The organism is Flavobacterium subsaxonicum WB 4.1-42 = DSM 21790, from assembly GCF_000422725.1.
Taxonomy (GTDB): Bacteria; Bacteroidota; Bacteroidia; order Flavobacteriales; family Flavobacteriaceae; genus Flavobacterium; species Flavobacterium subsaxonicum.
Map to the genome: position 1 here is coordinate 15,079 of NZ_AUGP01000029.1, position 21,611 is coordinate 36,689.

General features: G+C 42.3%; 17 protein-coding genes. 6 read left to right on the forward strand and 11 right to left on the reverse strand.

Annotated features, from left to right (window positions below; translation table 11 throughout):
* Nucleotides 1–67: 67 nt before the first annotated feature.
* The 5 genes from G509_RS0109830 to asnB all read right to left on the reverse strand — a co-directional run bounded on the left by G509_RS0109830 (nucleotide 68) and on the right by asnB (nucleotide 7,452).
* Complete coding sequence (locus G509_RS0109830) at nucleotides 68–1,003, reverse strand: malate dehydrogenase (RefSeq protein WP_026991375.1); 936 nt, start codon at nucleotides 1,001–1,003, stop codon at nucleotides 68–70.
* Nucleotides 1,004–1,024: 21 nt separating this feature from the next.
* Complete coding sequence (locus G509_RS0109835; RefSeq protein ID WP_035738840.1) at nucleotides 1,025–2,047, reverse strand: DUF6588 family protein; 1,023 nt, start codon at nucleotides 2,045–2,047, stop codon at nucleotides 1,025–1,027.
* Entirely contained in the window at nucleotides 2,028–3,968 is a 1,941-nt protein-coding gene (gene gyrB / locus G509_RS0109840; RefSeq protein WP_026991377.1) for a DNA topoisomerase (ATP-hydrolyzing) subunit B, read from the reverse strand. Before gyrB ends, G509_RS0109835 begins: the two co-directional genes overlap by 20 nt.
* A 148-nt stretch (nucleotides 3,969–4,116) precedes the next feature.
* Nucleotides 4,117–5,622, reverse strand: coding sequence for a tetratricopeptide repeat protein (locus tag G509_RS0109845; RefSeq protein WP_026991378.1), 1,506 nt, complete (start codon nucleotides 5,620–5,622; stop codon nucleotides 4,117–4,119).
* Between the two features lie 210 nt (nucleotides 5,623–5,832).
* A complete protein-coding gene (gene asnB / locus G509_RS0109850) occupies nucleotides 5,833–7,452 on the reverse strand; it encodes an asparagine synthase B (protein ID WP_026991379.1) in 1,620 nt (539 codons plus the stop codon).
* 243 nt (nucleotides 7,453–7,695) lie between these two features.
* Here asnB and G509_RS0109855 point away from each other — a divergent pair, with 243 nt between their 5' ends.
* Nucleotides 7,696–8,436 carry a glycosyltransferase family 2 protein gene (locus G509_RS0109855; RefSeq protein ID WP_026991380.1) on the forward strand — a complete coding sequence of 247 codons (741 nt, stop codon included), beginning with the start codon at nucleotides 7,696–7,698 and terminating at the stop codon, nucleotides 8,434–8,436.
* A complete protein-coding gene (locus tag G509_RS0109860; protein ID WP_026991381.1) occupies nucleotides 8,436–9,572 on the forward strand; it encodes a hypothetical protein in 1,137 nt (378 codons plus the stop codon). Before G509_RS0109855 ends, G509_RS0109860 begins: the two co-directional genes overlap by 1 nt.
* Nucleotides 9,573–9,836: 264 nt before the next feature.
* Here G509_RS0109860 and G509_RS0109865 read toward each other — a convergent pair whose 3' ends face one another.
* The 4 genes from G509_RS0109865 to G509_RS0109880 all read right to left on the reverse strand — a co-directional run bounded on the left by G509_RS0109865 (nucleotide 9,837) and on the right by G509_RS0109880 (nucleotide 16,856).
* Nucleotides 9,837–11,321 (reverse strand): hypothetical protein, encoded by a 1,485-nt coding sequence (locus tag G509_RS0109865; RefSeq protein ID WP_131450738.1) that lies wholly within the window; start codon nucleotides 11,319–11,321, stop codon nucleotides 9,837–9,839.
* Nucleotides 11,322–11,347: 26 nt separating this feature from the next.
* Nucleotides 11,348–11,797: a hypothetical protein gene (locus G509_RS0109870; RefSeq protein ID WP_026991383.1), complete on the reverse strand. Its 450-nt coding sequence runs from the start codon at nucleotides 11,795–11,797 to the stop codon at nucleotides 11,348–11,350.
* Nucleotides 11,798–12,059: 262 nt separating this feature from the next.
* A complete protein-coding gene (locus G509_RS0109875; protein ID WP_026991384.1) occupies nucleotides 12,060–13,829 on the reverse strand; it encodes a porin family protein in 1,770 nt (589 codons plus the stop codon).
* Between the two features lie 12 nt (nucleotides 13,830–13,841).
* Nucleotides 13,842–16,856, reverse strand: coding sequence for a tetratricopeptide repeat protein (locus tag G509_RS0109880; RefSeq protein WP_026991385.1), 3,015 nt, complete (start codon nucleotides 16,854–16,856; stop codon nucleotides 13,842–13,844).
* A gap of 257 nt (nucleotides 16,857–17,113) precedes the next feature.
* Here G509_RS0109880 and G509_RS0109885 point away from each other — a divergent pair, with 257 nt between their 5' ends.
* The 4 genes from G509_RS0109885 to G509_RS21815 are packed head-to-tail and all read left to right on the forward strand — an operon-like array spanning nucleotide 17,114 to nucleotide 20,363.
* Nucleotides 17,114–17,797, forward strand: a complete 684-nt coding sequence (locus tag G509_RS0109885) for a cell division ATP-binding protein FtsE (protein WP_026991386.1) — start codon at nucleotides 17,114–17,116, stop codon at nucleotides 17,795–17,797.
* Entirely contained in the window at nucleotides 17,797–18,678 is an 882-nt protein-coding gene (locus G509_RS0109890; protein WP_026991387.1) for a glycosyltransferase family 2 protein, read from the forward strand. The genes G509_RS0109885 and G509_RS0109890 overlap by 1 nt, the downstream gene beginning before the upstream one ends.
* Nucleotides 18,679–18,682: 4 nt before the next feature.
* The gene (locus tag G509_RS0109895) at nucleotides 18,683–19,417 is read left to right on the forward strand and encodes a class I SAM-dependent methyltransferase (protein ID WP_026991388.1); all 735 of its coding nucleotides are present in this window, start codon (nucleotides 18,683–18,685) and stop codon (nucleotides 19,415–19,417) included.
* A gap of 4 nt (nucleotides 19,418–19,421) precedes the next feature.
* Nucleotides 19,422–20,363 (forward strand): glycosyltransferase family 2 protein, encoded by a 942-nt coding sequence (locus G509_RS21815; RefSeq protein ID WP_051200109.1) that lies wholly within the window; start codon nucleotides 19,422–19,424, stop codon nucleotides 20,361–20,363.
* Here G509_RS21815 and G509_RS0109905 read toward each other — a convergent pair.
* Both G509_RS0109905 and G509_RS0109910 read right to left on the reverse strand, forming a co-directional pair.
* Complete coding sequence (locus G509_RS0109905; RefSeq protein ID WP_026991389.1) at nucleotides 20,360–20,770, reverse strand: sugar 3,4-ketoisomerase; 411 nt, start codon at nucleotides 20,768–20,770, stop codon at nucleotides 20,360–20,362. The genes G509_RS21815 and G509_RS0109905 overlap by 4 nt on opposite strands.
* Nucleotides 20,767–21,594, reverse strand: a complete 828-nt coding sequence (locus G509_RS0109910) for a glycosyltransferase family 2 protein (protein WP_026991390.1) — start codon at nucleotides 21,592–21,594, stop codon at nucleotides 20,767–20,769. Before G509_RS0109910 ends, G509_RS0109905 begins: the two co-directional genes overlap by 4 nt.
* Nucleotides 21,595–21,611: the final 17 nt, after the last annotated feature.

The following is a 21,611-nucleotide window of genomic DNA, read 5'->3' on the forward strand; positions in this document are numbered from 1 at the left end:
TTATTTACAAATTATATCATAAAAAAAAGACTGCCTATGGCAGCCTTCTTGTATTATACGTAAATTCTTATACCAATACCTCCTTGAGGTCGGCATTCATATTCCTAACAGCGTCGGCGCTTTTGGCAAATTTTGCCTTCTCGTCTTCGCTAAGTTTTATGTCTACTATTTGCTCCAGGCCGTTAGCGCCAATTATGCACGGTACACCCATGCAAATGTCGTCCTGGCCGTATTCGCCCTCTAAAAACACAGAGCAGGCTATCATTTTTTTCTGGTCGTTTAAAATACTGTCTACAAGATACGCTACCGATGCCCCCGGCGCATACCATGCCGATGTACCTAAAAGGCCCGTAAGCGTTGCGCCACCTACCATAGTATCTGCCGCTACCTTATCCAGCACATCCTGCTCCAGGAAGCCCGAAACCGGCATACCATTATACGACGCCAGCCTTGTTAGCGGAATCATGGTGGTATCGCCATGCCCGCCTATTACCATACCGTCTATATCGCCAATAGGCTTATCTAACGCTTTAGAAAGGTAATATTTAAATCGGGAGCTGTCTAACGCGCCACCCATGCCTATAACCCTGTTTTTAGGCAGGCCGGTAGCTTTAAGAGTAAGATACGTCATGGTATCCATTGGGTTAGAAACCACCACTATTATAGCATCTGGCGAATGCTTAAGCACATTCTCAGCCACACCTTTTACAATACCTGCATTAATACCTATAAGTTCTTCGCGCGTCATGCCCGGTTTTCTGGGTATGCCCGATGTTATTACCACAACATTACTGTTGGCTGTTTTTGTATAATCGCCTGTAATGCCCGAAACCTTAGTATTAAAGCCCGTATTAGGCGCACATTGCATAATATCCATAGCCTTGCCTTCGGCAAAACCCTCTTTAATATCCAGCAAAACAACTTCGCTGGCAATTCCTCTGTAAGAAATTACATCGGCACAGGTTGCGCCAACATTGCCGGCGCCCACTATTGTTACTTTCATAATGTTACGTAATTGGTTAGGTTAATTGAATAAATATTGCAAAGACACGTTGGTATTTAAAAATTTACCAAAAGCAAGTATGGTTTGCACGTTAAATTTACCAATATTATATTTAATGGCAGCCTCTCCTATGTAATTTATTCTGGTTTTGTAGATAGATTTTAACCTGCTGTTAAGAATTTGCTGTAATGGTATGGTTTCTTCTATGGTTCCGGTCTCGCCGCCCACTTTATATTTTACATCGCTAACGCTGTACATAAAGCTGCCCATAACCTCAAAATTGCCAAATTCTTTAGAGCCGCTTGCCTGTAGTTGGTAGGTATCTACAAGGCCGTTTATCTGGTTGATGCCCAGTGTACCGTAATCAGTTTTTACGTTTAAAAACTCGAACGACACATCTTCTTTAGACCACGCCCCCAGCACGGCAAGGTGTATTTTTTTATCGAATAATGATTTGAAATACTGACTAACATTGTGCTTTAAGCCAAAGCCATACACCTGGTAATCGCTTTTTTTAAGGTTTACCTGCGGCGAATATTTTATAACCAGCTCTGTACCATACAAAAGCCCTAACGAGCCTTGCAGATACGGGTACGCCACCACCTGCATGTTCATGCCCTGCGGGGTTTCGAGCCGTATTTCGCTATCGCCAAGCTGGCCCGAAAGGTATACCTGATCTTTATTACCCAAAGCTGTTGGCACGGTGGCCGATGTACCTTCTTCTAACTGAAAAAAAGTAAAGTCGCTGTTGTAGATGGTAAATTTCCGGTCGCGCTGCGGCGTAAAAAATATATTGGTATGTAGCGCCAGGGTTACATCCCACAGTTCGGGCTTTTTAGGACTCGTAATCCATCCGGAAGCCGCCTGGTATACCGCGGCATCGGTAGCCGGGGTTATGTACTGGTCAGAAAAAAATAGGGCGTCACTAATGAGACGCCCTACTTGTTCTAATTCTTCTGTTTGCGCACCAACCCTGCCCGTGCAAAGCAGGATGGCCGCTATAACTATTGTCTTTATAAATGGCTTATGCGTCAATTTTCGCATAAACAGCATTTTTCTCGATAAACTCTCTCCTTGGCGGAACCTCGTCGCCCATAAGCATCGAGAATATCCTGTCGGCCTCCGGAAGGCTGTCAATACCTACCTGGCGCAGTGTACGGAACTCAGGGTCCATTGTTGTATCCCAAAGCTGCTCTGCATTCATCTCTCCAAGACCTTTATAACGCTGTATAGCAGTACCGCCACCCAGTTTTTCGGTAATGGCATCACGTTGGTTCTCTGTCCATGCATACTCTTTTTTAGTACCCTTTTTAACAAGGTATAAAGGTGGTGTCGCAATATATACGTGTCCGTTTTCTATAAGCTCTTTCATAAAGCGGAAGAAGAACGTTAATATTAAGGTAGAAATGTGGCTACCATCAACGTCGGCATCACACATAATGACTACTTTGTGGTAACGCAGTTTTTCAAGGTTAAGCGCTTTACTATCCTCAGCTGTACCAATGGTTACACCCAGTGCAGTAAATATATTACGAATCTCCTCGTTCTCAAAAACCTTGTGGTGCATGGCTTTTTCTACGTTAAGGATTTTACCCCTTAGCGGAAGTATAGCCTGGAAAGCCCTGTCGCGCCCTTGTTTTGCAGTACCACCTGCCGAGTCGCCCTCTACAAGAAATACTTCGCATTTTGCAGGGTCCTGCTCAGAACAGTCAGACAATTTACCCGGCAATCCGCCGCCGCCCATAACGGTTTTACGCTGAACCATTTCGCGCGCTTTTTTAGCAGCGTGGCGTGCCTGTGCAGCAAGTATAACTTTTTGCACAATTATACGGGCATCATTAGGGTTTTCTTCAAGGTAATTTTCAAGCATTTCGCTTACCGCCTGGCTTACCGGTGCTACCACCTCGCGGTTACCCAGCTTGGTTTTGGTTTGCCCTTCAAACTGTGGCTCAGCAACTTTAACCGATATAATAGCCGTAAGGCCCTCACGGAAGTCATCGCCCGAAATTTCGAACTTAAGCTTATCTAACAAGCCAGAACTATCGGCGTATTTTTTAAGCGTATTGGTTAAACCCCTACGGAAACCCGAAAGGTGGGTACCACCCTCATGCGTATTAATATTATTTACATAAGAAAATATATTCTCTGTATAGCTGGTGTTGTAAATAAGCGCAACCTCTACAGGTACTTCGCCTTTTTCGCTTTCCATACTGATAACGTGCGAGATAATAGGCTCACGGTTACCATCAAGAAAACGAATGTATTCTTTAAGGCCTTCATCTGAATGGAAAACTTCCGACAGGAACTCGCCCTTATCGTCTTTTTCCCTTTTATCAGTAAGGGTTATAGTAATACCTTTATTTAAGAACGACAGCTCGCGCATACGTGCCGCCAGGGTATCATAAGAAAACTCTGTGGTTTGGGTAAAAATGGTATCATCCGGATGAAAAGTTTGCATTGTACCCCTTTTCTCGGTTTCGCCAACCTGCTTAACCGGATACATAGATTTACCTTTCTCGTATTCCTGCTCGTATATTTTACCCTCTCTAAATACGGTAGATTTCATGTGGTTAGATAGCGCATTTACCACCGATACACCCACACCGTGAAGACCACCCGATACTTTGTAAGAGTCTTTATCAAACTTACCACCGGCACCAATCTTGGTCATTACAACCTCCAGTGCGCTAACACCTTCTTTTTTGTGCATGTCTACCGGTATACCACGGCCGTTATCCTCAACGGTTACAGAGCCATCTTCGTTTATGGCAACACCAATGGTATCGCAATGGCCGCCCATGGCCTCATCTATAGAGTTATCTACAACCTCATAAACCAAATGGTGCAAACCGCGAACACCCACATCTCCAATATACATCGAAGGGCGCATCCTTACGTGCTCCATCCCTTCCAGTGCCTGAATACTATCTGCAGAATAATTGTTTTTCTTTACCTCTTCACTCATAAAATTTTATCTTAACGAAATTTTAAGTTTAACGAACAAATATATAAAAACGCAGGCGATATTGCTATTAAAAGCCCTGTTTTAGCACCTAAGTTATTAACAATTTATTAAAGTTTTAATTCTTTTGAGAATATGCCAACACTTATGCTTATTTGTTTAGAAGCGTATATTTTTCGAGCAGTTTTAAACAGTCGGTACAGCCCTCGTTTACAAACAATGCCTTATTTTTCTCATAAATTTCGCGTGCGCCATCGGGCTGATAAAGGCTAAGGTACAAGATGCTGCTGTAAGTAACTAAGTTACAAAGATCGGCCTCTGTAACCAGGTAGCTTTCGCTCTTGCTGCGGTAACGGTCGGCCTGCACTAACGAGTTGGATTTTAAGTAAATATGCGACAGCAAAAAGTTAACATCAAAACTTTCGCCCTTTTCCATAGCAAGGCGGGCATTATCGGTAGCGGCATCGGTATTGCCGGCCTGAAGGTAAATTTGAGCTATGCTGGTGTACGTTTTTTGTGCCCCCTCTACCCCTAACGTTTTTACCGACAACTTTTTAGCTAACACTTCTATAGCCTTGTCGTATTTTTTTTGAAGGTAATATACCGATGCTAAATTATCATACGTTTCGAGCGTATTAAACTCATGGCCTTCTTTATCAGCGGGAAATTCCACGAGCGCCTTGTCGTAATAATCAGTAGCTTCTGCATACTTTTTCTGAAGAAAACTAAGCGTACCCAATGCCGAATACACGGCATATTTATTGGCATTCTTGTCTTTCAGCATTTTAAGTATAGTTTTTTCGCGCTCCTGTATAAACGCTATATCTTTATCGTTAACTGTAAATTTGCTATCGCCCAATGCACCGCCGAATTTTATAAGGCAGCTGGATACCCCGCTAAATTGCTTGATGTTAACCAATACCGGGTCTTTTTTATCAATATACTTATCGTAAGCATCCATATTTACAATGGTGCCGATGTCTATTTTCTTCAGGTCGGATGCCAGGTCTCCGTAAGTACCTAATTTTGAAAGCTTTTCCGAAAAATCATTCAGCATTAGCATAAGGTACGAGTAATGCACATATTTTTTTTCGATAAGCACATTAGTTAGCATTGTCCGGGCATCGGCAAAACGTTGATTTCCAATTAAAAACAGCGGATAAAACACCACCGCAAGCGAGTCGGTCTTGTTTATTTTAAGGGCACGCTCCATATCTTTAGCGCCGTCTTCGCCTACATTTATTTTGAGCAACCCACGGTACGAATAATAACCGGCCGAATCTTTATCCTTTGGCGACAGCGTTAGCTTTTTAAGGGCTTTGTTGTAGTACTCTACCGCTTTGGCACCTTCGCCATTTTGCTGGTAGTACGTGGCTATATTGCCGTAGTTATGGCTGTTGGTACTGTCTTTAGCAAGTTGCGCCATAAGCCCCTCTAAATAACCGGGCGCCAGGCTTTTATCGGGCACAATATCCTTATAAGGCTTTACCAGGCTGGAGGTTATGTTATACGATATATCGCCGTTGAAGTAAAAAAGCGAATCGGCATGGCTTAAAAATTGTTTTTTGGTATACGAACCCCTGAATTTGTATTTGGCTTGCGCAGAGGCATTAAGAATAGTGAACAGTGCTAATAAAAGCAGTAGGTATTTTTTCATGTAAGGGCATTTGAGCGCCGAAATATAAGAATTTGCAGCAACATATAGTTTAATTAACTACAAAACGCCTGTAGGCTTAAAATAGTTTATAAGGTGTGAATTATTTTAACAAGAGATTCTTAAACGCAGAAAACGTCCTGCTGGCGGGCAGGACGCTTTTCCACAAACAAACAAACTAAATTTTACAAACTATAAACCAAACAAACTAAATCATGCTTCTGCTTTGGCAGCCAGCGCAATAGCGGTATCTGCCTGTACGTGGGCGGCATTGGCACGACCACTTGGGTCGGTGTTTGCCTGCCATTTTGGTATCCATTTTCTAACGGTTTGCGCAGCACTAACCTGCGGAAAATGTTTAAAGAAAATACTCCTGTAAAAGTAAGCCTCTTTAGTTGCCGGGGTGTTGTACGGAAAACGTTCTGCCGCTGCATCCATCTCATCATCAGTTACCTGCGCGGCGCAATACTCTATAAGGGTATCTATCCAGTTGTACCCCACCCCATCGCTAAATTGTTCTTTTTGCCTCCACAGCACCTCATCGGGCAGGTAGGGTGTTTCGGGCGTATCAAAGGCTTTGCGCAGAATGTATTTCTCTACGCCGCCGTATGTTTTGGGTTGTTTTTCTTCGGGTTTAATTTTAATGGCCATCTCTAAAAAGGCCTTGTCTAAAAATGGCACACGCGCCTCAAGTCCGTGAGCCATAGTGCTTTTGTCAGCCCTTAGCAGGTCGGCAGTAAAGAGTTTCTGCACCCTTTCGATGGTTTCTTTATGAAATTCTGCCGATGACGGCGCATTCCTAAAATACAAGTAGCCTCCAAATATCTCATCGGCACCTTCGCCGCTCAGCACTACCTTAATTCCCATATCGGTAATGGCCTTGCTCAAAAAGTACATTGGCGTGCTTGCCCTAATCGAGGTAACATCATAAGTCTCTAAATGCCAGATCAATTTATCCAATATTTCGATACCCTGCTCTATGGTAAAGTGTATTTCGTGGTGCTCTGTGCCTAAAAATTCGGCTACTTTACGGGCAGCAACAGCATCGGGCGCCAGGGCATCAAGGCCTATGGAGAACGAATGCAGCGTTTGCCCCGTACCCGCCATTAGCCTTGCGGCGATAGACGATGTAAGCGACGAGTCCAGACCTCCCGACAGCAGCACCCCAATGGGCACATCGCTCATAAGGCGTTTTTCTACCGCCTGTGTAAGTGATTGGCGAATAGCCTCATAGCTAACCTCATCTACCCCTTTAGAGGCGTCTTCCCACTGTGGTCTGTAGTATTTTACAAAGCCGGTTTTAGGCGTATAGTAATGCCCCGGCGGGAAGGTTGAGAACGTTTTGCACTGATCTGCAATGGCTTTCATTTCTGATGCAAAGTACACCCTACCCCTTTCGTCCAGTCCGTAGTATAACGGCTTGACACCCAGCGGATCGCGGCCGGCAATAAAGTCGTCGCCATCTATTACCACAAAGGCAAAAATACCATCTAACATATCGCAAAAATCAGTACCAAACTCCTCATAAAGATGTACAATAACCTCAGAATCAGACGTTGTCCTGAATGTGTGGCTTTTTAGCACGGTATCGCGAAGCTTCTGGTGGTTGTATATCTCGCCATTGTGTATCATCCAGGCATCTTTAGTACCCTGAATTGGCTGTTTACCAGTGTGTAAGTCTACTATAGACAAACGCTCATGGCTTAATATATGCCCTTTTTCTGTTACATGAAGGTCGCTTTCGTCAGGGCCGCGGTGCGACATCCTTTTAGAAAGCTGCTTTACTAATGCTTCGTCTTTTCCTTTACCTATTATTGCTAAAATGCCACACATACCGTATCTTGTTTAAGTTGGATGTTAAAAACAGTTATTTAGTTATTTTCAACAAGACAAAGTTGCATTTTAAGTTTCATTTATAAAACACAAACACACAATATAGTTACATATTGAAACTAAAAACCTAAATAAAACCAATTTTTAAAACTTTAAGGACTGAAAATTTATCCATTAAATTACAATCTCTTTTTTGGGTACAAATATTTCAAAGTATATTTACCGAACTTATTTAATAAATAGATGGTTAATTCTAAAAAAGTAATTGTTGTTTTACCGGCCTATAATGCGGCTAAAACACTGATTAAGACCTATAACGAGATTCCGTTTGACATTGTAGACGATGTTATATTGGTAGACGACAACAGCCCCGACGAGACCTACACACTTGCCAAACAAATTGGCATTCAGCATGTTATAAAGCACGACAAGAATCTTGGCTACGGGGGCAACCAAAAAAGCTGCTATAATAAAGCTATGGAGCTTGGCGCCGATATAATTATTATGCTACACCCTGATTACCAGTACACTCCAAAGCTAATACACTCTATGGTGTACCTTATTGCCAACGATGTTTACCCTGTAGTTATAGGGTCTCGCATACTGGGCAAAGGCGCCCGCAAAGGTGGTATGCCGCTGTATAAGTATATTGCCAACCGCATACTTACGCTATCGCAAAATATATTAATGAACCAGAAACTATCTGAGTATCACACAGGTTACAGATCATACTCTAAAGAAGTGCTGGCCACCATTAACTACAATAATAACTCTGACGACTTTGTTTTTGACAACCAATTTTTAGCCCAGATTTTTTCTAAAGGCTTTGAGGTAGCGGAGATTACGTGCCCAACCAAGTACTTTGAAGAGGCATCATCCATTAACTTTAGCCGCAGCATGAAGTATGGTTTTGGGGTGCTGGGCACCTCTTTTGCCTACTTTTTTCATCATAACACGTTTATAAAGTCACCTCTTTTTAAATAATGAAAAGCTTTTCTACCCCACTTAAAAGAACATTAAGCCTGGCTATATTCTTGTTTATCAACCTTTTGTTTGCTTACAAATACATTAGCCGCGTAACAGAGTATGCCCTGCCAATAGCTATGGCAATAGCACTGGCCGGATTTTTTATGTGGAAAAAGAAAGACTCACTTACCCGATTTACCAGCTATCTGCCTTACGCTGATATAGTTATACTAATCTTATTTACTTTAACATGTGCCTTTGTGTTTAAAAAGATACCTGTAGAAAGCCTTAACGTAGACCGCTGGAGTGTTATAAGCTCTTTTTGGGATAACTACTTCAACAACAAGTATGTATACTTTGCAAAATCGAACATGGGCAACCCCCCGGGGCCCATGCCGTTTTATTATATAGTGGCACTGCCCTTTTATCTTGTGGGCGAATTAGGCTATTTTTCGCTTTTAGGGCTATTCATTTTTTATATAATACTAAAATACAGCAGTATACAAAAACAAAATATAACCATCATCTTACTGTTATTAACCACATCGACTGCCTTTTTGTGGGAGGTAGCCTGCCGTAGCAACCTGTTTGTTAATGGTACACTGGTGCTGGCTTCAATGATTTATTTCGTTAAAAAACAACAACTTAGCAGCTACTGGCACTACGTAATTTCAGGCATATTGGTGGGGCTGTGCATGTCTACCCGAAACGTTTACGCTATACCCTACCTGATTTTATTTCTGTATTACCTTAAAATAAAGCAGGTTAGCTTTATAAACCTGGTTGTTATGGGGTGTATTGCCGTTGCGGTAATTGCGCTTACTTTTGTGCCTTTTGTTATTGGTTATGTAGAAGAATTTAAGGTTATGAACCCATTTATTGTACAGGGCTCTTTCCTGCTTCCTTTTGCGTATACCCTTGTGTTTATTGGACTTTCGGCGCTATGCCCGCTCTTGTGCCGCGATAAAAACGACGTGTTTTTTTATAGCGGACTCATCTTATTTCTGGTAATTGCCTTTTACTTTATGTACCATATTGTAAAATCAGATTTTGCCAGGGCTTTTCACGATAGCCTGGCAGATAATTCTTACTTTATACTGTGCCTGCCGTTTTTACTGTACTACCTTGCAAAAACATCGGGAGAGGCAAAATAAGGCTTAATATTTCACTTTTGGATTTTAAGATCGATAGCGGTTTTGAGATTGTTTAGAGGTAAATTCTATATCAAAACTTCAAAATAATTATACAAAATATACCAATCGGTATATTTTTTAAAAGCAAAGAACCCGAAAATCAAAAATATACCGATTGGTATATTTTTAGCTCACAGGTTGAAAAATTTTTTGAATTGAATTTGAGTTTTATCCGATATGCTGAACCAAATATTTTGTGCTGTTTACAGCTTAAAATTATACCTGCTAATTTTCGGAGTAAAAGGCATCATCATTATCAATAAGCCCTTTGCATAATACCTTAGGAAGCGATGCTATTGCCTTATTAAGTAAACCCTTGTTACGGGCACGTTCGGCACCATCTTCAATGCAATAATTGTAGTTAGCAAACGCGTAGCACATGCGTATACGATTATGGATGTCTAACTCAGGGTCCTGTATCATAAACAGAAGCCTTGCAGCGATATTTTGCCGGTCTTTAACTTCAGATAGTATTTTGCCAATATCGTTTATATTGCCGTAGTAATGGCTTTCGGTTGCCTCATTTATTTTTAGGCACATGCCAATAAGCAAATCGCCGGTATTTATGCCCAGCGTTTCCAGCTCTTTTACATAGGTGTGCCTGCCAGTTTTGCGTTCATCGGTAGTAGTGGGGTATCCAAAGTCAGTATCAATTATATACAGGTGCGCGCACATAAACACATGCCAATTAGCCACCTGTGCTGCCAGTACGGCTATATCCCTAATATGCAGGCGGGGCACAAGGCTAACACGGGGGGCACCAAAAATACGGCGGCTCCTTTTATAATCAAGGGCTGTTTGTTTACTGTAGTAACGCCATATATAATCTTCAAAATCGCTATCGGTAGTACCTTTGGGCGTGTTATTGTATGCCTCGGCAAGCAGTTTTTTAAATTTACTATCGGCTGCATACAGCTTATCGGCCTGTAGCCACTTATCGTTCTGCCAGGTACTCCACCTCATAAAATATTCCTGACTGCCCTCATAACGCCCCTGGTCGGGCTGGCCGAGCCTGGCGTTGGCATAATCTAAAAAGGCGGTCATCTCTACACCCGGCTCATCCAAAAATTCTACATCATACCTTTTTGCATCGTTATAATACACATTATTGTCGCCTACAAAGTATTCTGAATAGTGCACAAGCCGTGCATAGCTACTTTTTAAAGGCATCAATTCAAGAGGGTTAGTAATATAGCAGGCCTCGATATTTTGAGTAGTACTGTCTGCATTAGCGTAATAAGTATACAGCCAACTGCTTTTTACGCTCTTATTATTGGTGTTTTTTTCTGCCTGAAAATGAATTTTAGTGCTAACCGGGCTACCCTGATCTTCTTTGCTAATGGCAAATATTTTCTGTTTTTTATAATTTGTATACGTATTGCGTGTGGCATACATGCTATCCAATACATATAAATGCGGGTATTTTGCCCTTATCTCGGCATAGCCCAAACCGGCATCTATATCCTTTTTAATGCTTATCGACTGCCTGCCGTTAGCGGCTATATAAACATAATAGCCTTGCGGCACAGCATTGTAAGTGGCAGTGGGCTGGTTTTGAAATTGCACTTGTAAAGAATCGGCAATGTGTTTTAGCGTTGCAAGCGCAGCATCGGGATAAAGTAGCCCGTTTGGGTTGTGACCAATGGTGCCCGATTGCCCTAACATAAGGTGACTGATGAGAAGTAGTAAGAATACGTAAACCTTTTTCATACTTCCAAATGTAAGAAAATCAGGCGTTACTCTATTTCCTGAACCAAATATTTGGTGCCGTTTACCTCAAATGTGCTGCCTACTTGCATGCCCATCATTTTTTGGCCTAAGGGCGATTGTGGCGACAGTGCAATTACACTTTTGCCTTCTATAGTAATTTTAGGTAGTGCCGCGCTTACAAACAGTAACAGTCCGTTGGCAGTTACGAGGCTGCCCAGCGAAATTTTGACCGAGGTTATATCGGGGTTTATCTTTTCCAGCACCGATTTTTGTTCTATAAACTCGCCTATTTTGTGGTTCAGCTTTTCCTGCTCCAGGTGCATCATAGACAGCGCCGTTTCGTGCTTGTCTCCCGCCGAACCCTTAGCATCGTTAGAAGCATCCTCTGTAAGGGCCGCTATCATATCTTTAAAGGCATCTATGCGGTCGTCTACCTGCTGCTGGTAGTAGGCAAGTATTTGGTGTTTTAAATTCATTGAAAAATTTAAAGATTGAAGGATTTAAAATTTAAGGATCTGAGGATTGAAAGACCGTAAATTTAAAGAATATAATGGATTTTCGAATTTTTAAATCCTTCAATTTTAAATAAAAAAATCTCCATTTAAAGCTGCGAACAACTAATAAATGAAGATTTTTTATGGCGACTCAATGAATTTTTAAAATCATTAAATCTATTATTTTAAGCAATTAGGACCTACAGAATTTTTAAATCTTTCAATCCTTCAATTTTTAAATCTCTTAGAAATTAAACTTATACGATGCGCCCAGCAAGAACTGGAAGCCCTGCACCGGGTAGTTTACCCATTTTTGATAATCCTGGTTGGCTATGTTGTTTAGCCTTAAGAAACCTGTAAGGCGCTCGTTGTATTTGTAACCCACGTGGGCATTAACATCAAAATAGCTGTCAAGGCTAACGGTTTGGCCTGCCGGCAATACCGTACTTGGTGCCGGTGGAAATACCGACTCGCTTACAAACGTAATATCCTTACGCTCGCCTACAAAAAAGATATTGGTGCCTGCATACCACTTCTCGGTAATGTTTACGTCCAGGTTGGCACCCACCTTAATGGTTGGCAGGTTCCATGCTTCGGCCTGGTCTGTAGTGTAGCTGTTAAACGTACCGTTGATGCCAAAAGATACCGTTTTAGAAAAATCGGCTTTAAGCTCTCCAAAAAAGCTGATGGTTTTAAGATCGTCATACACCACCCCAAACGAGTTACCGTACTGGTAGTTGTTTAAAGGCGCTAAAGCATCGGCATTAATGCCGGGAATGGTGCTTAAAAAGAACGCACGGTTATCTTCGGCCATGTACGACCCGCGAATGTTGTACGACACACTGCTTGCCAGTTTGCCCTTTAAGCCCACGTAAATATCGTACTGCTGGCTGGTTGGCGTTATAAACAGGTTAGGAGACACAAATGGGTTTTGCGTAACAAAATCGGCGTACGAGTTTTGTTTCATGGCACCCTCGGCACCGGCATACGCCACCATAAGGTCGCCCACCACTTTGTAGGATGCTTTTACTTGTGGATAGATATTGATCTTATTATCGCTTTCGCCCTCTATTTTGCTCATAGTATAAAACACACCTGCACCCAACTGAACCGAAAGGTCGTCTTTTTGATACAGCAGGCTTGGCTGCACACCCACGTTAAAGTTGCTGTATTCTATGGGTGTAGGGGTATCATCGCCCATAGTGCCACCCACATAATCGGCCACAAAATCTACCTTAATTTTTTCTTCGGCAACAGCCACATCAAAAGACGGGGTTACAAAAAAGCGGTTCTCGGCAGAGCCATACCCATCCCAAAAACGCTTGTACTGTATTTGCGCATCGTGAAAAAAGCTCTCTTTAGTGCTTATCTTTCCGCCAATATAGGCCGTGTTATAGGTTTGCTTCGGGTCAATACTATTTACCGTTTCCTGTGCGAAAGTGGTATACTCTAACGGAAGCCCGTACCAGTTGTACGCCTGGTTCTGGTAACCAAGATCTGTACTCCAGGTAAACTTTTGCTGGCGGTTGCCGTACGTAAGGTCTATAGCCGTGTTGCTGTATTTGTCATTTAAAATAACATCTTCTATACCACCCTGGCTAGACATGTGGCGAAGCATACCGCCCACATACTCTGTACTGCTAAGGTTCTCGGTAATAAAAAGTTCGGCGTTAACCGTACCGTAATTACCCATGCCCAGCGTAGCGTAGTTATTAAACAGCTTTTCGCGTTTTTCTTTATCTACCGCGGCGGCCTTGCCTTTTGCCGGGGCAAAGGTAGAGGCTACCGGAAACGAGAAGATGTTGTACTTAATTTCCTCTTTCTGTATCTCTTTCTCGTCTTCTATAACGGGGGTTTCTTTAACTTTAAAAGCATCAGATATGGTGGGGGTATAAGGCTTTACAACGTTTACCACCTCTGTGCCTATATTCTCGTCCTTTTTTTGTGCATAAGCGCCCTGCAGGCCTGCAAATGCAGCAATTATGGCTATTTTATATTGAAATTTGATCTTCATGGCGTGTCTTAATTAATTTTGGATAGATGAATTACGGGTTGCCTCCTGGCCTTTAATAACATCAAGTTCTTTTTGCGCATCGGCAATTACATCCGGATACGCTGTAAAGTTCTTGATAACGCTTTCCAGTATGTACGTAGCCTGGAAGCTGTCTTTTAACCCGTAGAAGTTTTTAGCCATTACTATAAGGCCTTTGGCACCAAAATATTTGTAGCCCGAATAATCTTTAGAAAGCTTTTGCACCGCAGTGTTACTCGCCTCAAATTTGCCGTCTTTGTTTTTAAAATAAGCATCGTAATACAAGGCCTCTGCCGCCAGCTCGCCTTTGGCAATGGTAAGCAGCTTGGCGTATGCCGTGCGTGCCTTTGGCTCGTCGTTGGTTTTTACGGCAGATCGTGCCACTATTATCTGGGCATCGCTCTTAACGCGGTCTTCGGTCTTGTTGTTGGCAAGCACCTTATCGGCATATACAACAGCGTTGGCATAATCCTGCTGGTCGTAGTAGCTTTTCATAAGGTTAGACTGTGCAAACGTAATGTTTTGCGGATAGTCGGCCTCGGCCTCTAAACGCTTAAGCACCGGTATGGCCTTGGCATAATCGTTTTTCTTTAAATGAATTTGCGACAGCCTTGCCAGTGCCTGCTCGCTAAACTCGCTTCTTGATTTAGAAATTACAAACTCGTAGTTAGGTATGGCGTTAGTCTCTAACCCTTCGGCATAATACGACTGCGCCAGGTAAAAGTTGGCCTTAAGGGCCGATATTCCGTTAGGAAATTTAGCCACATAGCTGCTTAGCGCAGAAATAGCCTGTTTGGTATTGTTTTGCAGGTATTGCTTTTCGGCAGCCTCAAATGCGGTGTTATCTAGGTCGGCATCGCTAATATCCACAAAGCCCAATGTTTTAACCCAGGCAGCATACTCATCGGTACGGCCATTATCTACATAAATAAGGCGTGCGGTTTGTACAGCCTCCATAGCCTCTGGCGTGTTAGGAAACTCTGCCACCACTTTTTTAAACTTTACTAATGCCTTCTCATCATTCTCGGCATTATAGTAAATAAGCGCCTGGCGCATAATGGCACGGCTAACGTAAGAGCTGCCTTTGTATTCGGCAATAAGCCTGTCATACGCTACAATAGCCTTGTCGGTCTGCTTCTCGGTCACATAGGTGTTACCCATTTCGTACAGCGCATCATCGGCATATTTAGATTTCGGATACGTCTGCACAAATTTTGTCAGGTCTTCTATCTTTTTCTCGTTCCTGGCTACAAAACCGTAGCTAATAGCTTTCTGAAACAGGGCATAATCGCCATCAATGCCCTTCATGTCTATAGCCTTGTTGTAGGCCTCCATTGCCGGCCAGTATTTACCGGCCACAAACTGGCTGTCGCCCAGCCTAAGCAGGGCATCGTTTAGCCTTACATTGTCGCCTTTAGCGGTAGCCACATAATCGGTAAAATATTTAGCCGCCTGGTCGTACTCCTTTAGCTTAAAGTAGGTGTAGGCAATGTTGTAGTTAATGTTTTTATACTCGGGCGTGGTCTTGGCCTCGGCAAAGCCTGCAAACTGCTTAAAGCTTATAAGGGCTTCGTTAAACTGGTCTAACACATACTCGGTTTCGGCTTTCCAAAACGTGGCACGGGCCGTAAAACGGGCATCGCGCTGCTCTGCCAGCGATTTTTTAAATAGTGCCAACGCCTCCTGGTAATTACCATCGGTATACAGCTCCATACCACGGTAAAAAGTTACCTTTTGGTAGGCCACCCTATTTTCTGGCGACTTGCTTTTTTCTAAAATAACAAGTGCCTCTTTGTAGTTTTTAGAGGTTATGTACGAGTTGATAAGCAAATTCTGAATTTCCTGCTTAAACGGTGTGGCAGGATATTTTTCCATAAACGAGCTTAGCACCTCGGGCGTGCTCTGGTACGGGTTACCAATTTCGTAGCTTAGCTTGGCATAGTTTAAATAGGCATCTTCCTGAATTTTCAGGTCAAATTCCATTTCCGATGCGTTTTTAAACGCATTTAGCGCCTGCTGCTTTTTACCTGTTTTAAGGTAGCTTTCGCCCAGGTGGTAATAGGCATTTTGGGCAACGCTGTCGTTACCGCCAATAATTTTATTGAATTCGGCAATGGCATTTTCATAATCGCCTTGTTTGTAGTAGGCATACCCCAGCTGGTAAAAGTCGGTATTGCTCCACTTGCCTTTGGTGCCACGGTAGGCCTTAAGGTAAGGGATTGCCTTATCGTACTGACCCAGGTTAAAGTAGCTTTCGCCGATAATTTTAGAAAGCTCTGATTTTTCGTTGGCATCGCTTTTTGGTATTTGCGGCACGCCCACATCAATGGCTTTTTGAAAGTTGCCCTGCTTAAAGTTCATATCGGCCTGAAAGTACGACATCTTTTCGCTGTACTTTTCCTTATCATCTACAGATTCGAATAACTGCGTAGCCTTCTTGTAATCATCGCCCTCATAGGCAATAAAACCAAGGTAGTATTTGGCCTGCGAGCCGTATTGTTTAGAATTTTTTACTTTTTCAAGATACTTATCGGCCTCCTTTTTATCGCCGGCATTAAAGTAGCTGTACCCCTTCTGGAAGTTGTAACGGTCTCTGTCGGCATCGCCAAGGCTGCTTTCATCTACTTTATCATACCATTCCAAAGCCTCTTTATAGCGGCCCTGGCTAAAGTTGTAGCCCGCCACCTCTATAAACGCCTGGTTTTGCTTGGTGCTGGTTGGGTAATCTTCCACAAAATCTTCCATAAGTGCGCCGGCATCTTTTTGGTTAAGCTTAACCGCGCAGGTGGCAATGTAGTAGGCACAATCTGCCTGTACATCCATATCCCGGTTGTCTGTCTTGGTTTTTTCAAAAAGAATCTGGGCCGCCTGGTACTGCTTGTCGTTATACAATGCTACAGCCTTATCATAATCTTTAAGCTGGTGTGTGTAAATTGTAGATTGCTGTGCCGAAAGGCTTAATCCCCAAAATGGTAGAGAAAACAGCAGTGCCCTGTTGAGTCTGCGCATAGTTAATTTGTTTATTTTATGGTAAGCCAAATATAGTACATCTTATTATTATTTAACGGATGTTTTCTTAGTTTTAGTATAGCCCGTTATTTGCCAAATTGTTTGTTTTAGCCCGTCAAACCTACAAATACAACTAAATAACTTTAAAATTTTAACCCAAAATTAACCATCTTAAAAAGCAATAGCCGCTTTGCGCAAATTAAATTTTGATTACCGCTCTTTACTTATTACTTTTACCACTCTTAACAAATAACCTTATGCCTCAACCTGTATTATCCTTAAAAAATGTAACCGTTTACCAGGAAAATAATGCTGTATTAACAGACATTAACCTGGAAGTTAACCATGGTGAATTTCTGTACATTATTGGTAAAACCGGGTCGGGTAAAAGTAGCCTTATGAAAACCCTTTACGGCGACCTTAAGCTTAGGGAAGGCGATGGCGAATTTGTAGATTATAACCTTGCCAAACTGCGCGAAAGAGATATACCCTACCTGCGCCGTAAAATTGGCATTGTGTTCCAGGATTTTAAGCTATTGCCGGACAGGAGTGTTTACGAAAACCTGTCGTTTGTGCTTAAGGCCACCGGCTGGAACGAAAAACGCGAAATGGACAGCAAAATTAACGAGGTGCTGGATAAGGTGGGCATGAAGAGTGCCGCCAACAAAATGCCGCACCAGATATCTGGCGGAGAGCAGCAGCGTATTGCCGTTGCCCGCGCCCTGCTTAACGACCCCGAGGTTATCCTGGCCGATGAGCCTACCGGTAACCTGGATCCGCAAACCAGTGTAGAGGTTATGCAATTGCTGCGCGAAATTAACCAGAACGGCAAAACCATTATTATGGCTACGCACGATTATGCGCTGATTATGAAGTTTCCTGCAAAAACCCTTAAGTGCGACAGCGGGACCCTTTTTGAAGTGGTGCAAAGAACGGTGTAATGCTCTCTGTACTTATACCTACATACAATTACAACATACTGCCGCTTACAGAGGTGCTTTTAGGCCAATGCTTAAAAGCCAATTTGGTTTTTGAGATTATTGTTGCCGATGATGGCCCCGGCCGGCCTACAGCGCAAACCAACAAAGCTGTTGCCCAGCTGCCCTACTGCCGTTTTATTGAAAACACAACCAACCTGGGGCGCACCCTTACCCGTAAAAACCTTGCCGAAGCCGCACAGTATAACAACCTGCTTTTTTTAGATGCCGATGTTATGCCTGCCGATGAACAATTTATCGAAAGGTATGTGCCGTACTTAAATGGCAGTATTGCTGTTGTGGTTGGCGGATATGCCTACAGGCACTACCCTGCCGATAACAACCACAGGTTGCGACTAAAATATGGCATTAGCAGGGAGCAAAAAACGGCCTCCGAAAGAAATAAAAACCCCTATGGCAGTATATTTTCGGGCAATTTTTTGATTGATAAAAGCACTTTCCTGCAAAATAATTACCCCGATAACCATAACTATTACGGCATGGATATTTACTTTAGCTACAGCCTTTTTATAAAAAAAACAGCCGTGGTGCATATAGATAATCCTATTTATCATTTAGGGTTAGAAAGCGATGCCGTTTTTTTTAAAAAATCTATGGAATCGGTAAAAATACGCAAACAGTTACTGGCGCATAAAGAGGGTATAGGCCAGGTAAACTCGCTTATAAAACATTACAACACCCTAAAAAAACTGCACCTTGCCGGCCTTGCCACACTGGCTTTTAAAGTTACAGAACCCCTGCTTAAAAAGATGATTTTTAAAAAAGATCCTAACCTTTTTTGCATGGATCTTTACCGTTTGGGCTATATTTGTTCACTAAAATAACTATATGTATAGGCTGGCAAAAAAAATTCTATCTAAACTAATACCTACCAAGCAATTAGTAAAGCATGAGGTGTTTTTAAGAAACGCTTATTCAATACTATATACTGGCAGCAGCCATCAATGCCCGGTTTGCAGCAAAAAACTTCGCACCTTTTCTACACTGCCCAACAAAGACCTTTTGTGCCCAAAATGCGGAAGCCTTTCGAGAGACAGGAGGCTGTGGACGGTATTAAACACCGGATTTTTAGATAATAGCCCCTCAGTACTGGACTTTTCTCCGTCAAGGTGCCTTTCCAGGAAAATGAAAACTGTAAAAGGTATAAAATACATGAGTACAGACCTTTCCGGAAATTTTATTGCCGACTTTAAATACGATATTACTCAGTTGGATGTTGCGTCTAACAGCTTAGACCTTATAATTTGCTACCATGTTTTAGAGCATATAGAAAATGATGCCAAAGCTATGGAAGAGCTTTACAGGGTTTTAAAACCTAACGGAAAAGCCCTGATACAAACACCTTTTAAAGAGGGCGATATTTACGAAGATTTTTCTATACAGTCTCCGCAGGAAAGAGAAATACATTTTGGCCAGGACGACCACGTAAGGGTATACTCTGTAAACGGCCTTAAAGGCAGGCTGCAAAATGCCGGGTTTACTGTAAATGCCACTACCTATAAGGCAGATGTTTACCACGGGCTTGCCAATAACGAAACTGTGCTTACAATAACCAAACCGTAGCGGCATGCCATTTTTTTCTGTAGTAATTCCGCTTTACAATAAGCAGTTTGACATAAAGAAAACACTGCAGAGTGTTTACAGTCAGAATTTTACCGATTTTGAAGTGATTCTGGTTAACGATGGCTCTACCGATGGTAGCGAAGCCAGTGCGCTTGCCATAACAGACCCACGGCTTAAATATTATAAAACGGTTAACCAGGGTATATCTGAAGCCCGAAATTTTGGTATTGATAAAGCAACTGCCAATATGGTGGCTTTTTTAGATGCCGACGACCTTTGGTATCCCAACCATCTGGAAGTGCTGTATAAATTGCACCGGTCGTTTCCGGAAGCCGGTGTGGTGGGCACCAATTACGAATTTTTGTATCCGGACAACGTTGTAAAAAAAACCCGTTTTGATAACGTGAACCCTGACTTTTTTGGCCTTGTACCTAATATCTTTGAAATTAGCCTTAAAGACCGTGCCCTTTGGACATCGGCTGTAGCCGTAAAAAAAGATGTATTTGCTGTAGCCGGTAATTTTGATACCAACATTACACTTGGAGCAGGCGAAGATACTGATATGTGGATACGGATTGCCTTAAAATATCCGGTGGCGTACATTGCAGAGGTTACTGCCAGCTATAATTTAAATGCCGGAAACCGTGTATCGCACTCTCAAACGCTTAAACGCAAATTTTCCAGGCTCGATAAATTTAAAGAACAGGAAAAAACCAATAAGCCCCTGCAAAAATTTTTAGATGTTTACCGTGCCTCCTATGCCATGAAACATAAACTGGCCGGAGACAGCGCTACATTTACATTTTACCGCAATGCTATACACAAAGACAACCTGCCTTTAAAAACAAAAATATTGCTTGGCATGCCCTGCTTTATGCTACGCGCTTTGTATGCCGTTACACAAAGGCTTAAAAAGCAAAGTGTACGTATAGATATTTACAATTAGTCTTTTTTAAAGGCTAAAAAATCGTCGTATTCCCTAATGTAGTCATCTTCGTTATACACATCTTCGGCAATAACAAGGCACACCGCCCCAGATGAAAAGTTTTGCAGTTCCCTCCACAAGCCCTCTATTACAAACAGCCCTTTATTAGGCCTGTTAAGCGTATACGTTTTCTTTTGGGCGCCATCATCCAGTATCACATCAAAGCTTCCGCTAAGGGCAATTAAAATCTGTTTTTGGGCAATGTGCGCATGGCCTCCGCGTTCGGCACCGCTGGGCACATCATACAAATAATACACGCGTTTAAAAGCATAGGGCACTATACCCTCCTGTATAAAGGCAAGGTTGCCGCGGGCATCTTCTATAACCGGAAAATCTATTATATGTATATCGTTAAGGCTTGTTTTCATTTTTTTGTAAGGCTTAAAAATTGTTGTTTGCCCTTTAAGGCATTTTTTATGCAAAAGGCTATTTGCTGCGGGCCAATAACCCTGTTTTTTAAATTAAACATAAGCTGTATGCCCAGCCACAGTTTAAATTTGTTGCCAAATATCCGTTTTAAATAAGCACCCCTAATGCGGTAGCTTTCGGCTAACGATATGTTATCGCTGTCTTTAAACGTTTTGTGGGTAACAATAACTTCGGGCTCATGGCAAATTTGATAGCCGGCGTGGTAAAGGTCGTTTATAAAAATGGGTTCTTCACCCAACGGAAAGGTACTGCCCAATCCAAAATTAGTATCTAACAAAATACCCGATTGCCGCACAACATTTATATTAAGGGCAATTTCCCACGAGGTGCTGTTTAGGCGTTGCAGCGCATTTAGTTTGGCAAGCGGCTTTTGCGGATATTTTCTAAAGGGTACACCCTCAAAGGTTGTGGTAATATATTTAATGGCTGCCGCATTGCTAAAGCGGTTAAAGCCCTGTGCTACTTTTTGATCAAAATTAGGCACAAAAACAAGGTCGTCATCGGCTATTAAGCCAATTTTATGGGCGGCATTGGCTACAAGTACATTGCGGCTGCGGCTCAAACCACGCTCAAAACAATTTATTATTCGTATATTAGGGTATGCAGATGATAAAATAACATCCTGGCTGGTCTGGTTAACGATAAGTATATTAAAATCAGAAAAATGGGCAAATGGAAACATAGGCAGTAAGAAATCGAGGTTATCCCGGTTCATGGTAGATAACAAAATTTCGACATCTGATTTCTTAAAAGCTTCAACCATTTATTATAAATTTACAG